This window comes from Haloarcula laminariae, assembly GCF_025457605.1.
GTDB lineage: Archaea > Halobacteriota > Halobacteria > Halobacteriales > Haloarculaceae > Haloarcula > Haloarcula laminariae.
In genome coordinates, this window is sequence record NZ_JAMZFY010000002.1 from 63887 (window position 1) to 77076 (window position 13190).

Annotated in this window: 14 protein-coding genes; 4 read left to right on the forward strand and 10 right to left on the reverse strand. The window is 69.0% G+C overall.

Features of this window, described 5'->3' with window-relative positions:
* The first annotated feature begins 11 nt into the window (after positions 1-11).
* The 3 genes from NJQ98_RS11825 to NJQ98_RS11835 all read left to right on the forward strand — a co-directional run bounded on the left by NJQ98_RS11825 (position 12) and on the right by NJQ98_RS11835 (position 2794).
* Positions 12-1181 (forward strand): DUF7282 domain-containing protein, encoded by a 1170-nt coding sequence (locus NJQ98_RS11825; protein WP_262178943.1) that lies wholly within the window; start codon positions 12-14, stop codon positions 1179-1181.
* Positions 1182-1345: 164 nt separating this feature from the next.
* On the forward strand, positions 1346-2005 hold the full coding sequence (locus tag NJQ98_RS11830; RefSeq protein WP_262178945.1) for a potassium channel family protein: 660 nt from the start codon (positions 1346-1348) through the stop codon (positions 2003-2005).
* A 318-nt stretch (positions 2006-2323) separates the two neighbouring features.
* Positions 2324-2794, forward strand: a complete 471-nt coding sequence (locus NJQ98_RS11835; protein WP_262178947.1) for a DUF7384 family protein — start codon at positions 2324-2326, stop codon at positions 2792-2794.
* Here NJQ98_RS11835 and NJQ98_RS11840 read toward each other — a convergent pair.
* From NJQ98_RS11840 to NJQ98_RS11875, 8 genes are all read right to left on the reverse strand, one after another.
* Entirely contained in the window at positions 2791-4491 is a 1701-nt protein-coding gene (locus NJQ98_RS11840) for a methyl-accepting chemotaxis protein (RefSeq protein ID WP_262178948.1), read from the reverse strand. The two genes, NJQ98_RS11835 and NJQ98_RS11840, sit on opposite strands and share 4 nt — an antisense overlap.
* A 121-nt stretch (positions 4492-4612) precedes the next feature.
* Positions 4613-5383, reverse strand: a complete 771-nt coding sequence (locus NJQ98_RS11845; RefSeq protein ID WP_262178950.1) for an SDR family NAD(P)-dependent oxidoreductase — start codon at positions 5381-5383, stop codon at positions 4613-4615.
* A gap of 216 nt (positions 5384-5599) precedes the next feature.
* Positions 5600-6250 (reverse strand): non-canonical purine NTP pyrophosphatase, encoded by a 651-nt coding sequence (locus tag NJQ98_RS11850; protein WP_262178952.1) that lies wholly within the window; start codon positions 6248-6250, stop codon positions 5600-5602.
* 79 nt (positions 6251-6329) lie between these two features.
* Complete coding sequence (locus NJQ98_RS11855) at positions 6330-6605, reverse strand: DUF5808 domain-containing protein (RefSeq protein WP_262178953.1); 276 nt, start codon at positions 6603-6605, stop codon at positions 6330-6332.
* A 262-nt stretch (positions 6606-6867) separates the two neighbouring features.
* Positions 6868-7284, reverse strand: a complete 417-nt coding sequence (locus tag NJQ98_RS11860) for an EamA family transporter (RefSeq protein WP_262178955.1) — start codon at positions 7282-7284, stop codon at positions 6868-6870.
* A 43-nt stretch (positions 7285-7327) separates the two neighbouring features.
* A complete protein-coding gene (locus NJQ98_RS11865) occupies positions 7328-9058 on the reverse strand; it encodes a bifunctional N(6)-L-threonylcarbamoyladenine synthase/serine/threonine protein kinase (RefSeq protein ID WP_262178957.1) in 1731 nt (576 codons plus the stop codon).
* A 6-nt stretch (positions 9059-9064) separates the two neighbouring features.
* Complete coding sequence (locus NJQ98_RS11870; protein ID WP_262178959.1) at positions 9065-9196, reverse strand: 30S ribosomal protein S27ae; 132 nt, start codon at positions 9194-9196, stop codon at positions 9065-9067.
* Complete coding sequence (locus NJQ98_RS11875) at positions 9197-9505, reverse strand: 30S ribosomal protein S24e (RefSeq protein WP_262178961.1); 309 nt, start codon at positions 9503-9505, stop codon at positions 9197-9199.
* A gap of 134 nt (positions 9506-9639) precedes the next feature.
* Between NJQ98_RS11875 and NJQ98_RS11880 the strand changes: the two genes are divergently transcribed.
* Positions 9640-10095 carry a hypothetical protein gene (locus tag NJQ98_RS11880; protein WP_262178963.1) on the forward strand — a complete coding sequence of 152 codons (456 nt, stop codon included), beginning with the start codon at positions 9640-9642 and terminating at the stop codon, positions 10093-10095.
* A gap of 9 nt (positions 10096-10104) precedes the next feature.
* Here the strand turns inward: NJQ98_RS11880 and NJQ98_RS11885 are convergent, their stop codons facing one another.
* Together NJQ98_RS11885 and NJQ98_RS11890 are read right to left on the reverse strand one after the other, a co-directional pair.
* A complete protein-coding gene (locus tag NJQ98_RS11885) occupies positions 10105-11112 on the reverse strand; it encodes an AAA family ATPase (protein WP_262178965.1) in 1008 nt (335 codons plus the stop codon).
* Between the two features lie 58 nt (positions 11113-11170).
* On the reverse strand, positions 11171-13147 hold the full coding sequence (locus NJQ98_RS11890; RefSeq protein ID WP_262178966.1) for a DUF460 domain-containing protein: 1977 nt from the start codon (positions 13145-13147) through the stop codon (positions 11171-11173).
* Positions 13148-13190 lie beyond the last annotated feature (43 nt).

A 13190-nucleotide genomic window follows, 5' to 3' on the forward strand; every position in this document is an offset into this window, starting at 1 on the left:
TGCATTACAAGATGAAACGGAACACGATACTCGCCGCCGTCGCCGTCGCGGTCGTGACAGCGGCCCTCACGGCACAGGCCGGCGCCGTAGCCGGTCCGGTAGCACAGCAGGAGACGCCGACAGCAAACGAGACGCCGACCGACGGGGAGATGACTCCAACGGACGAGACGCCGACTGATGGAGAGATGACCCCGGCGGACGAGACGCCGACCGACGGAGAGGTGACTCCGGAGAACGAGACGCCGACTGACGAGCCGACGACCCCGGAGAACGAGACGCCCACCGAGACGCCCGACGACGGTATCGGAATGGGCAACGAGACGAACGACACCGAGCAGCCGTCGCTGACCTTCGACGATCAGGAGACCAACGGGACGGCCGTCACCGTCACGAACGTGACGCTGAACCAGTCCGGCTACGTCGCCATCCACGACGGGAGCCTCGAAACGGGCCAGACCCTCGATAGCGTCATCGGCGTGTCGGATTACCTCCCTGCCGGGACCCACGACAACGTGACCGTCACGCTGTTTGACGTCCCCGGCGCGAACTACACGTCGGACGGCGTCCAGACGTCCGACGCGGTCGGCAACGAGTCGGCAAACGAGACGGAGCCGCAACTGCAAGGGACGCAGACGCTCACCGCGATGATCCACGTGGAGAGCACCCCGAGCGAGACGATGGACAACGGTACCCAGTCGACGGAAACGGAGACGACCACCGAAACGCCGGCTTCGGGAACGGAGACACCCACTGAGACGCCGGCTTCGGGAACGGACACGCCGACCGAGACGCCGGAGTCCGACAACCAGACGACGAGTACCGATAACGAGACGATGAGCACCGACAACCAGACGTTCGACTTCGTCGACACTGTCGGGCTGCTTGACCCGCCCGCGCTCGTCAACGACACGCCGGTCACGGACAACGCGACCGTCACTGTAAGCAACGAGACGGAGACCGGCAACGAGACGGAGACCGGCACCGAGACCGAAACAGAAACCGGCACTGAGACCGGTACCGAGACCGACACCGGGGACGGCCTGGGAACGCCGACCGAGACTGAAACCGGGGACGGTCTGGGAACGCCGACCGAGACTGAAACCGGGGACGGTCTGGGAACGCCGACCGAGACCGAACCGGCTCCAGCCGACAGCACGGAGACAGCAACCGACGGCCTGTGAGCCGGTAATCGGACACCCCGTCCGTCGGTATCCGGTCCGAACCAATCGGCCCCATCCTATTCTCTTCGCGGTCGGTCCGCCAGCGGCCACGCGCTGACTGGCGCCGCGTACGACAACCCTGGTACACGTTCACATTTTTAATGCTGGCTGTCGTAGCCGCTCCCATGAAGTTCGTCATCGTCGGCTACGGTCGCGTCGGGACCCGGACGGCACACATTCTCCAGAGCGAGGGTCACGAGGTCGTTATCGTCGAGCGGTCCCGGGAGAAAGTCGACCGGGCGACAGCCGCCGGCTTCGAGGTAATCACCGGCGACGGGAGCGAGGAGTCGACGCTGGAGGCGGCGGGCATCGACGAGGCCGACGCCATCGGCGCGCTCACGGGCGACCTGAACACCAACTTCAGCGCCTGCATGATCGGCAAGGAACACGGCTGTCGCACCGTGTTGCGCATCGACGCCGACTACCGCGAGGAGATATACGACAAGTACGCCGCCGACGTCGACGATATCATCTACCCCGAGCGGCTCGGCGCCGCCGGCGCCAAGACCGCGCTGCTGGGCGGGGACTTCAACGTCCTCGCGGACCTGACCGAGCGGCTCTCTATCGCCTCCGTCGACGTTCCCGAGGGGTCGTCGGTCATCGGCAAGCGCGTCGTCGAGGTCTCCCTGCCCGGCGACGCCCACATCTACGCGCACGGCCGCGCCCACGAGTCGATGACGATTCCGCTGCCGCGGACCACCATCGAGGCCGGCGACAGTCTGGCCGTGATGACGAGCCACGACGGCATCGACGAGGTGCGGTCGGCGCTCAAGGCCGAAGCCTGACCCGACACCGACTCCGGCGGTGGGAGCGACTGCCGGGAGAGGCGTCTCAGAAGGGGTGGAAGTATCCGGGCGCGTGACAGGAGGATGGGACGTGCTACAGACGTAGCGAACGTAGCTGCCAGTGCGCGCCCGTATCCGGGGCGAGGGAGCGATTCGACATAAACTCCCGTCAGACGGACGGCAGACGGCACGGCTTTTTGTCCGCGTTCCCTACGCCGGCCATGGACTGGGCAGCCCTGTTCGAGCGCGCCAGCGACCACGAGACGACCGTCGAGACCGTCCGGGAGACGCTCGGGCGGCGGCGCGCGGAGGCCGAGGATGGGTGAGAACACCCCCGCCCGCGTCGTCGCCGACGCCGACGTCCTCGCGGCGGACCTGCTGTGTGGCGGCGCGGCCCGGGCGGCCCTGGACCACGTCCGGCGCCATTCCTGGGTCGCGCTCGTGGCCAGCGACGTCCTCCTCGACGACGCCGAAGCGGTCGTCGCCGAGCTGGCAGATTCGGACCTCGCGGCCGACTGGCGCGAGCGAATCGAACGCGAGCGCGAGCCGGTCGACCATCCCGAGGGGGACCATCCGGCGCTGGCCTCGGCCTACCGGGGCGAGGCCGGCCACGTGCTCAGCTACGACGAGGAGCTGCGGAGCGCGAAGACGGGGCTGGCGCTCAACGAGCACATGCAGGTCAGCGTTCGCACGCCCGACGCCTTCGCCGCCCTGTTCGACGCCGAAGCGCTGTACGAACTGGTCGAGGGGGGCGCGTATCCGGGGCCGGACCGGGACCCGCGGGCCTAGTCGTCCGCGCTGGGCGCGAACACTTCGGTGGTCTGGCCGGTGTCGGTGTGGGCCGCCGTCACGTCGAACTGCTGGAGCAGGTCCCGGAGGTCGTCGGTTCGCTCGGCCACCGACTGGACCTCGCCGGTCACCTCGGAGATGGTCGCGGTCTGTTCCTCCGTCGCGGCGGCGACGGACTCGGCCTCCCGTTTCGTCTGCTCGCTGACTTCCGCCACCTCGTCGACGGCGGCGACCACGTCCTGGGTCGTCTCGGCCTGTTCGGCCGTCGCGTCCGATATCTCCTGGATGGCGTCGTTGACCTCGCCGAGCACGTCGACGATGTCCTCGAAGTCCCGCAGCGTCGCCTCGATGCTGTCGGTGCTGTCGGCCACGCGCTCGTTCGTCTCCTCGACGTCCGCGACCGTCGCGCCGGCGCTCTCCTGGACCGACTCGATACGCTCGGAGATTTCCCCGGCGGCGTCCCGGGTCTCCTCCGCGAGGGATTTGACCTCGTCGGCCACGACGGCGAAGCCGTCGCCGTCGGCGTCAGCGCGGGCGGCCTCGATTGAGGCGTTCAGCGCCAGCATGTTCGTCTGTTCGGCCACCTCGGTGATGAGGTCGACAACCTCGTCTATCTCGGCTATCTCGTCGACCAGCCCCTCGACGGCGTCGGCAATCTCGTCGATGCGGGTCGTCATCAGTTCCAGTTCGTCGATAGCCGCGGCGGCCTCGGCCCGCCCGTCACGGCCCCGTTCGGCGGCCCGCTCGGCGGTCTCGGCGGCGTCGGTGGCCGTCGCCGCAATCTCCTCGACGGTGGCCGACAGCGTGTTCATATCGCCCGCCACGGCGCCGTGGCGGTCGGCCTGCTGGCTCGCGTCCGCGGAGATGTCCTGGACCGAACGCGCTATCTCGTCGCTCGCGCGGTCGATTTCGGCGACGCTCTCGGTGACGCGGTCGCTGGACTCCGCCACGTCGTCCGCGAAGGTCGCCACCTCGCCGATGGTGTCCGACAGCGTCTCCAGCAGGTCGTTGTAGTCAGTGACGACCTGCTGGAACTGGTCGTCGACGCCCTCGAACTCCGCGTCGATAGTCGCCGTGAGGTCCCCGCCTTTGGCCTGCTCGGCGGCGTCGCCGAAGGCCGTGACGAGCTCCGAGAGCGCCGCCGACCGCTCCTCTAAGTCGGCGGTCATCTCCTGCAGTTCCGTGGTGTAGGACTCCATGTTGGTCGCCATCCGGTCCAGCGACTCCCCGAAGGTGCCGGGCACGTCCTTGTCGAGCACCGGGTCGTCGAACTCCTGGGCGGCCAGGGCGTCGGCCTGTCGGGCCACCGTCGCGAGCGTGGTCTGCATCGCCCCGAAGGAGGCGAGCAGGCTCGCCACCTCGTCATCACGCTCGCTGTCGGGGATGTCGACGTCGACCTCCCCGGCCGCGATGCGGTCGGCCCGCTCCGAGAGGGTGACGATGGGGTCGACCATGTCCTCGCGCGTGATGAACACTGTATTGGCAAAGGCCACAGTCGCACCGGCCAACAACAACCCGATGAGAGCGAACTTGGTGATACCGCTGAACAGGACGGCCACGACGGCGAGGCCGACGGAGGCGCCGAACTGGAGGCCGACAGCCGCCAGCACTTTCCGCTCGATGGACCCCGAGACGTGGAGGAGGTCAAGCGACTGGCGTATCAGCCCCTTGTACTGTTCGACGACGGGTCGTGTCATGCGCCCTAGTTCAACACCGCCCTACTTCAACCACACCTGTGATTATCGCTATCTGAAAACAACTGGGACGTCCGTTCCGGCGTCCCGCCCGGTAGCTGGGCGTCGATATCAGCCCTGAGAGCTACCGGTCGCTGTTGACCCACGCCGCGACGCGGCGGACGACGGGGCGGGGCGCGATTCGGCCCAGGAGGTCGACGGCCCGCATCGCCCGGCTCGGGACGACGACCGTCTCGCCGGCCACCAGCCCCTCGTAGGCGGCTTCGGCGACGGCGTCCGGGGTCGTCGAGAGCACCGCCCCGACCGCCGAGTCGCCCATGCCGGCGCGGCCCTGAAACTCCGTGTCGACCGGGCCAGGACAGACCAGCGTCACGGCCACGTCGCCACGCAGCTCCTCGGCGATGGCTTCGGTGAAGCTGTTGACGTAGGCCTTGCTCGCGTAGTAGGTCGACAGGCCCGGTCCGGGCTGGAACCCGGCCACCGAGCCCACGTTCAGGACGCGCCCGCCCCCCGTGAGCTCGTCCAGGAACAGCCTGGTGAGCTCCACCGGCAGGACGACGTTGAGACGGAGCTGGGTCCGCTCGGCGTCGAGGTCGCTGTCGGCGAAGGGGCCGTACGTCCCGACGCCAACGTTGTTGACGAGGATATCGATGTCGAGCCCGCGCGCCGCGACCTCGTCGTAGAGGTCCATCGCCGCCGTCGCGGTATCCAGGTCCATGGCGATTGGAGTCGCTGTCACGCCACCGGTCTCTAGCTCGTCGGCGAGCGCCCGGAGCCGCTCCTCGCGACGGGCCACGAGCACCACGTCGTGACCGTGAGCCGCGAACTCGCGGGCCAGCGCCGCGCCGATGCCAGCCGAGGCGCCCGTGACGAGCGCGGTCCCGGGCCGGCTCATCGCCCCGTCGCCCCCCGAACGCGTCGCCGGGGTTGCAACAGCGTCACGTCACGTCGCCGCCGTAACCGCCGACAGGCGTCTCCGGGAGCGTCGGCCTCGCTCATCGCTCGGCGTACCACTCACCGCGTGTTCGCGGTTCGGGTTGCAACGCTTTCGCTTCGCTCCGCCGTTGCAACTTCCGAAAGGCGCTGGCGCGCCTTTCGACGCATGCCTCGCTCATCGCTCGGCATGCCACTCCGCGAACTGCGCCAGCGCCCGCCCGCGGTGGGAGACGGCGTTTTTCTCGTCGGTGCTCATCTCCGCGAACGTGGTGCCGTCGTGCTCGAAGATGGGGTCGTAGCCGAAGCCGCCCTCGCCTCGGGGGGCGACGATTTCCCCGGGCACCCGGCCCTCGAACAGCTTGACCGGCAGCGCGTCCTCGCCGCCCGCCACCTGGTCGTCGGTCGTCGCGCCGCCGCGCTCGTCGGCGCCGAGGTCCTGGCCCCGCCGGCCCTCGCGGTCCACCGGCTCCGGGGTCGCCGCGAACGCCTCGCCGTCGCAGTAGGCGATGACGGTTTTGAACGCCGCGCCGTGGTCGTCCTCGGGCTCGGTCAGCCGCCAGACGCGCTCGATGCCGACCCTGTCCTCGACGTACGAGGAGTAGGGCCCCGGAAAGCCGTCGAAGGCGTCGATGAACAGGCCCGCGTCGTCGACGATGACCGGGCCGTCGGCCGCCCGGTAGGCCTCGCGGGCGCCGTGGGCCGCCACCGCGCCGAGGTCGTCGGCCTGTACCTCGGGGTAGTCGAAGTCGAACTGGACCACCTCGTCGTCCAGGTAGGCCGTCGCCTCCCGGACCTTCCCGGGGTTGGTCGTCACGAAGTTGAGCATACCGCTACACGAGCGGGCAGCCCCAAAAGAGGCGTCGAAACCGCGCGCCCGGCTTCGGCTGTACCGCCGACGGGGACCGTCAGTCGACGACGACTTCGACCGGCTCGTCGGCCTCCTCGCCCCCGAACTCCTCGCCCTCGCCCCGGCGCTCCTGATACAGCATCGCGCCGGCGACCCCCAGCACGATCCACGCGCGCCAGTTCGCCAGGTTCAGCGTGTAGCCGATGCCGAACGGCTTCTCGACCAGCATCCCGTCGCCGGGCTGCCAGTACGAGGAGACGAGCCGCTTCAGGCTGGGCCGTTCGAAGTTGTACGGGACGCCGAACAGTTCCCCTGACTGGGGTTTGTCTACCATATCTGTCCGTACTCGCGGGTAGACTAAATTCCTTCCCCCCGACCTTTTTCATCGTCGGGTGTCCTCGGGCCGCTTCGCGTCCCTGCGGGCACCGCTCCTCGAAAAACGTCGACGAAAAAGGCGCGAATCGCCACACCGTGGCGATTCGCGTGAACCGGCGGTCTGTGGCCGCCGGATGCTCCCTCACACGCTTGTTCGCTTCGCGCCGGCGGCACCCTGCCTTTCCCCGGGTCGGCCGCAATCACGGCCGGCCACCGCACCGCTACTCCACAGACGTGAGATAGACGGCGGCGACGGCCAGCCCGATGCCCGCGGCTTTCCGGGCCGTGAGCGGTTCGTCGAGAAAGGCGATGCCGAGGATAGAGCTGGTGGCGATGAACATCCCGAAGATGGGGACGACGACGCTGATGGGACCGGCCGCGAGCGCCCGGTAGTACGAGACGATACCGACGGTGAGGGCGATACCGGCACCGTAGGCGTAGACGGCCCGCTCGTGGGTGAGATAGGGCGTCACCGACACGTCGGCGGTGAGGATGATGCCGACGGCCGCGACGACGAGAATCCCGTTGGAGATGAGGACGACCACGTCGCTCGGGATGTCCACGGTCGCGAGTTTCACCAGCGGCGGGACCGCCGTGTAGCCAAGCAGTGCGATAACGGCCCAGACGAGATAGCGCATCCGGCGCGGCTACGGCGGCGAGAAAGGTGTGCGTTCGGGTTTGCTACTGGTACCGGCCGCGGCCCTCGATGTCGGCCAGGCTGTCGAAGACGGCGTCGGCGTGGCCCGACACGGCCCGGTAGGCCCCACAGGCCGCCTCGAACAGCGCCTCGGGGTCGTCAGCGGTGCCGGCCAGCGACTGGGCCAGCACGTGGAGGTCCATCGCGTGGTCTTCCGGTTCGTCGGTGTAGTAGCCCAGCCCGAAGTCGATGAGGAAGACGGACCGCTCGCGGGTCGCTTCGCTCTCCGCTCGCCCGTTCCGCGTCGCATCGTCGGGCGCGACGCGGACGTTCCGCGTCGTCGGGTCCCCGTGGACGAAGCCGGCGTCGTGGATGCGCGCGAGGTGCCCGCCGACGGTCCCCACGGTGTCGGCGTTGAGTCGCTCCCGGAGGTCGGCCTCGCCGACGCGCTGGAAGACGATGCGGGCCTCGGCGGGGTCCACGTCCAGCACCAGCGGCGTCGGGACGCCGTGCTTGCGGGCCTCGCTCGTCAGCCGGACCTCCTGGCGCGTGCGTTCGGTCCGCAGCCGCTCGTCGAGGGCCGGATGGCGGTAGCTCCGCGGGGTGCGCGCCTTGACGACGCGGTCGGCCTCGACGGTGACCGTCGCTTCGGCGCCCTGGACCTCGGTCTCGCCCCGGTCGCGCCGGTCCACGCTCTCGTCGGGACCGCGCCACGTGACCGGGACCTCGTCCGGCCGGAAGTTCGAGTCGATGGCCGAGGCCTCGATGGCGACGGTGTCGCCGGCGGCGTACATCTTCGCGCCCAGCATCGCTATCATCCCGGCGTTGTCCCGCAGAAAGCGGTTCTCGGGGGCGTAAAACGACGCACCGCGCTGGTCGCACATCTCGCCGAGCATCCCCTGGAGCCGTTCGTTCTGGCCGACGCCCCCGCCAAGGACCAGTTCGTCGGCGCCGGTCAGCGACAGCGCCCGCTCGGAGACCTCCGTCAGCATGCCGAAGACGGTCTCCTCCAGCCCCCGACAGACGTCGTCCACGGGCACGCCGTCGTCGACGGCCTGCTTGGCCGCGCTCATGACCCCCGAAAACGAGAAGTCCATCCCCTTGACGACGTAGGGCAGGGGGTGGTACTCGCCCTCGCGGGCGTGCTGTTCGACCTTCGGCCCGCCGGGGTGTTGCCAGCCGATATGCCGGGTGAACTTGTCGATGGCGTTGCCCGCGCCGGTGTCCATCGTCTCCCCCAGCACCCGGTAGCGGCCGTTCCGGTAGCCCAGCACGTGGGCGTTCGCGCCGGAGGCGTTCAGACAGACGGGCGAGTCAAAGCCCGAGCGGTGGCGGCCGACCTCCAGGTGGGCGACCATGTGGTTGACGCCGACGAGTGGCACGTCGAACCGCTGGGCGACCGCGCGGGCGGCGGTGGCGACGATGCGCAGACAGGGGCCCAGCCCGGGGCCACGGGAGAACGCGACCGCGTCGAACGGCGGGTCGCCGTCCTCGCCGGCGCGCTCCCGGGCGTGGTCGATAGCCGTCTCGACGACCCGCGGAATCGCCTCGCCCATGTGTTCGGCGGCCTCGCGCGGGTGAATGCCGCCGCTGTCGGGCTGGTAGGCGTCGGTCTCGATGAAGACGTGGTCGTCGCTGGTACTCGGCAGGCCGTCAGATTCGAAGACGCCGTCGGAACTGGCGTTCTGCCGGGCGTTCGAAACCGCCACGCTGTCGGTTTCGAAGACTGCAGCGCTAGCTGCCCACGCGGTGCCTTCGATACCGAGAATCCGCATCGCGCCCTACTTCCACTCGGTGTAGCCGCACTTCCCGCAGTGCTGGCGGTCGTCGTGGTCGGCGAGCACCGTGTCGCCACAGCGCGGACAGAGGTCCTTCGTCAGCTCGCCGTCGTCGTAGTAATCGGAGCGGGGCATCTATGCTTCCTCCGCCTCTTCCTCGCCGTCGGCGACGATCTTGTTGCGCTCGAGCATGTGGTCCTGCTCGACGTCGCGGGCGTACTCCGGGCTGTCGTAGACCTTCGCGTAGCCGACCGTCTTTCGCATCCCGAACTTCGTGTCGAGCTTGTGGATGACGACCTCTTCGGCGTCCTTGTTCAGGGTCGCGGCCAGCGAATCACGCACGGAGAGCCGGGACGGCGTGGCCTCGTCGTGGACGACCTCGAAGCGGACGTCCGTTCTGTGCAACATGGGATTTTCGTCTTCCTCGATGATGTCGATTTCCATGGTTCGTTGTCCATAGATTCCCGCCGTAGCGCCTAAAAGGATTTCGAAGCCGCCATTCGCGGTCTCGCGGGCCGCGACCCCACGGTCGGCGCCCAGCGCCGCGCCGCCGGCCGAACTGAACGCATAAGTGTCGGTTGTGCGAATCAACCGTCGAGGGGTTCCCTATCTACTCGCGAGACCACTTCGTCATCTCCGTCGCCGTCGGCCTGGTCGCCGGCCTGTACGCCGGGGTGGACCTGCTGACGGGGCTTGGCTGGGTCGCGTTCGCCGCCGTCGTCGGCGTCGGCATCGACTTCGACCACTTCCTGGTCGCCTGGTACAACACGGGCGAGCCGCGGGCGATTCGCTACTGCCTCCGGCATCCCCGTGCGGTGTTTACCGACCAGGCGGCGATATTCCACGAGTACGAACTCGGCAAGCTCGACCGCCTGCTCAGTCACGTGCTCATCGGCGGGCCGCTGGTCGCCGCGCTCTGGGTGCTCGCCCCGCCGCTCGCGCTGCTGGCGGCCGCGACGCTGTACGCACACGTCGTGGCTGACCTCGCCCAGGACATCCGGGACGTGCGGGAGACGAACGCCCCGCTCGGCTGATAAGGGCAGTCAGAGCTGGCCGATATCCGCGAGCAGCCGCGAGAGGTGAATCCGCTCGTTGGCGGCTTCGGTCAGCGCCATGTCGGTCTCGCCCGCGAGCTCGTGGACCGTCGCCAGCCGCTGGCCGGAGTACCGCGAGCGGGCCACGTCCAGAATCTCCTCGATGACGTCGTCGGCGCCGTACCCCTCGTCGACGAGCAGGTCGTCAAGCTCCGAGCGGGCGTCGGTAAAGCGGCCCTCCTCGGCGGCCTCGACCATCGACTCCACGGCGTCGTCGGCCTCCAGCCCCTGGAGGGTCTCGTAGGCCGTCTCCATGGTCACTGCGCCGGTCTCCTCGTAGGTGGTCTGGGCGGCCAGCACCGCCGTCCGGAGGTCGCCCTCCGCGTAGCCGGCGACGTACTCCAGCCCGTCCTCGTCGTAGTCGGCCCCCTCGGCGGCCACGATGTCGGAGAGGACGCCGACGGTCTCGTCGTGGGTCGGCGCCCGCATCACGACCGGGAAACACCGCGAGCGAATCGGCGGGATGAGCGCCGACGGCTGGCGCGTGGCGATGACGAACTGCGTCGCCTCGTAGTACTGCTCCATCACCCGGCGCAGCGCCTGCTGGAAGTCCTCGCGCATCCCCTCGGCGTTGTCCAGCAGGATGGTCTTGTACGTCCCCGACATCGGCGAGTAGCTGGCCGACTCCTTCAGAACGTGGTTGATGAGGTCGGCCTTCGAGGACGTCCGGCGGCGCTTGCTGTCGATAAAGGACGAGAATCGGGGGTCGTTGGCGACCTCCTTTTTCGTCATGTCGAACACGTCGGCGACGTTGAGTTCGGTGAAGTCGGCGTCCGGGTTGTCGTGGACCTCGCGGGCGTAGGCCCGCACGGCGGCGGTCTTGCCCGCCCCCTTCGGCCCGTGGACCAGCAGGTTCATCGGCTCCTCGATGGCCCCCTGCAGGTGGTCGCGGGCCGCCGACTGGGGAACGTCTTCGAGTGCCGGCGCGTGCGTCTCGGTCCACAGCGGCGCGTCCATCTGTCGTCCGGGCGTAGGCGAGGGGCCGACAAGTATCCCCCGCTTCCCCGCGTCCCGGCTACTCCCCGCTCACCGGTCTATCGGCCCGGTGCTCGCTGATAATCTGGTCGACCATCTCGGCCTTCTGTTCCTGTCGGCGCTCCTCGGCCCGGTCGTGCCAGTCGTCGATGGCCTCCTCGACGGCCTCCTCGCGGGCGATGGCGAGCTCGTCGACCTCCTGGACGGGGACCATCTCGGCGGGGGCGACGGGTATCTCGTGGTCGAACAGCACCTCGTCGGCGGCGTCGGAGAGGGTCTCGTTGCGAAGCACCAGCCGCGGCTCGACCTCGGCCAGCCGCTGGGCCGTCGACCGGCCCGCGCCGGAGGCGTCCCGGAACATGACGATGTCGCCCGCCGCGAGCCCGAACTGCTCGTCGGCCTCGTCGATGGCGTCGCGGGTGAACTGCTCGACGACCTTCACCGGGACCAGCCCCTCCTCGTGTTCGGAGACGTCGGCGAAGTTCGAGTGGTCGAGCTTCCAGAGCTCCTTGAGCCGTTCCAGCTTCTCGGAGAGGGCCTCGCGTTTCTCTTTCTCCGTCTCGACCTCGCGTTCGAGGGCGTCGTTGCGCCGCTCCAGACGGGTGACCTCGCGGTCCTTGCGGACCTCGCGGCGGCCCTCCTGTCTGGCTTTCTCCAGTTGCTTGTCCTTCTCTTCGAGCTGTTCGTCCTTCCGCCGGATGGTCCCCTTGAGCTCCTCGACGTGGTCCTCCAGCCGGTCGATGCGGGCCTCCAGTCGTTTGATTTCCTTCTCGTCGGCGGTGAGTTCCCGGGGCTGGTGGCTGGCGGCCTCCTCATCGGGCTCGTCCTCGCCCTCGATGTCCCGGAGGACGCTCTCGACCGACTCCTCCCCGGCGACGACGCGGGCGACGACTGGGCCGACCTCGTGGCGCGGGGGGACCTTCTCGGCGACCCGCTCGAACTGGCTCTCGTGGTGGTCGAAGGCGTAGAGGGCGGCGGCCATCGCGTCACGTTCGTGGTCGTTGTCGTACCCCTCGTGGCGGGTGCGGTGTTTCTTCTCGTCGACCGGGAGGTCGCGCTCTGGCGCCCACCCCGCCGCGTCGAACGAGCGGCGGAACTTCTCGACGGTCTCGGGCATCGGCTGGACGTCGGCGGCGACGACGACGGGCCGGCCCCGCTCGATTATCCACTCGATGACGGCGGCCTGGTCGCTCGTGCGGGAGGAGTAGACGTCAAGCACCTCGCCGTCCAGGCCGACGATGGCGACCGCCGTCGTGGTGCCGGGGTCGACGCCGACGACGACGTGGTCCCGGCGTTTCGCCAGCGGGCGAAACTCGATGCCGTCCCGCCGGACGCGCTCGATTTCGATGCGGGTGTCGCCCGACCGGTGCGTCGAGACCGGGATGTCCCCCGGTCGGGCTTTCACGCGAAAGACCGCGTTCGAGAAGCCGCCGTACTTCTCGGTCACGTCCCGCTCGTACTCCAGCCCCGCGGCGTCGAGTTCGGACTCGACCTCGCGGGCCTGGCTCTTGACCGCGCCGTGGATTCGGCGCGTGTAGCGGTCCTCGGACCAGCCCCCCTTCCCGGTCGAGCGGCCCCGCGAGACCTTCACCTCCGTCGTGTCGGTAAAGGCGGACACCTCCTGGCCGACGTTGGCGGCGGCGAGCCTGGCGGCGGCTTCGGCCTCCTGCATCGGCTCCTTGCCGTACGGGACGCCGTGGCGCTTGGCCACCCGCGAGAGCGGTTCGGGCCGCTCGTCGCCGGTGACCTGCACCAGTTTCGTCTCATCGGGCAGCGACCCCAGGAAGTGGACCAGCCGGTCCTTGTCGGCGGCCAGTTCGTACATGTTGTCCGTCGCCACGATGGCGGGCGCCTCGCTCTCGATTCGCCGCCGGAGCTTCCGCCGCGAGACGACGTCCCGCTCTAGCTCGTCGCCGTCGAAGACCACCAGCGCGTAGGAGGGCGCGTCACCGCGGACGTCGCCGCTCTGGATGTCCACCCCGAAGACGACGGCGTCGAGCGCTGCCGTGCGATTCACGGCCCTCGCTAGGGGATGCGTGCTAATAAATGTCGTTCCGCGT

Excerpts from the sequence above, each read along its gene's own strand:
- NJQ98_RS11865 (WP_262178957.1), bottom strand. The coding sequence starts at position 9,058 with ATGCGGATTCTCGGTATCGAAGGCACCGCGTGGGCAGCTAGCGCTGCA.
- NJQ98_RS11860 (WP_262178955.1), bottom strand. The coding sequence starts at position 7,284 with ATGCGCTATCTCGTCTGGGCCGTTATCGCACTGCTTGGCTACACGGCG.
- NJQ98_RS11830 (WP_262178945.1), top strand. The coding sequence starts at position 1,346 with ATGAAGTTCGTCATCGTCGGCTACGGTCGCGTCGGGACCCGGACGGCA.
- NJQ98_RS11835 (WP_262178947.1), top strand. The coding sequence starts at position 2,324 with ATGGGTGAGAACACCCCCGCCCGCGTCGTCGCCGACGCCGACGTCCTC.
- NJQ98_RS11855 (WP_262178953.1), bottom strand. The coding sequence starts at position 6,605 with ATGGTAGACAAACCCCAGTCAGGGGAACTGTTCGGCGTCCCGTACAAC.
- NJQ98_RS11850 (WP_262178952.1), bottom strand. The coding sequence starts at position 6,250 with ATGCTCAACTTCGTGACGACCAACCCCGGGAAGGTCCGGGAGGCGACG.
- NJQ98_RS11825 (WP_262178943.1), top strand. The coding sequence starts at position 12 with ATGAAACGGAACACGATACTCGCCGCCGTCGCCGTCGCGGTCGTGACA.
- NJQ98_RS11870 (WP_262178959.1), bottom strand. The coding sequence starts at position 9,196 with ATGCCCCGCTCCGATTACTACGACGACGGCGAGCTGACGAAGGACCTC.
- NJQ98_RS11885 (WP_262178965.1), bottom strand. The coding sequence starts at position 11,112 with ATGGACGCGCCGCTGTGGACCGAGACGCACGCGCCGGCACTCGAAGAC.
- NJQ98_RS11845 (WP_262178950.1), bottom strand. The coding sequence starts at position 5,383 with ATGAGCCGGCCCGGGACCGCGCTCGTCACGGGCGCCTCGGCTGGCATC.
- NJQ98_RS11840 (WP_262178948.1), bottom strand. The coding sequence starts at position 4,491 with ATGACACGACCCGTCGTCGAACAGTACAAGGGGCTGATACGCCAGTCG.
- NJQ98_RS11875 (WP_262178961.1), bottom strand. The coding sequence starts at position 9,505 with ATGGAAATCGACATCATCGAGGAAGACGAAAATCCCATGTTGCACAGA.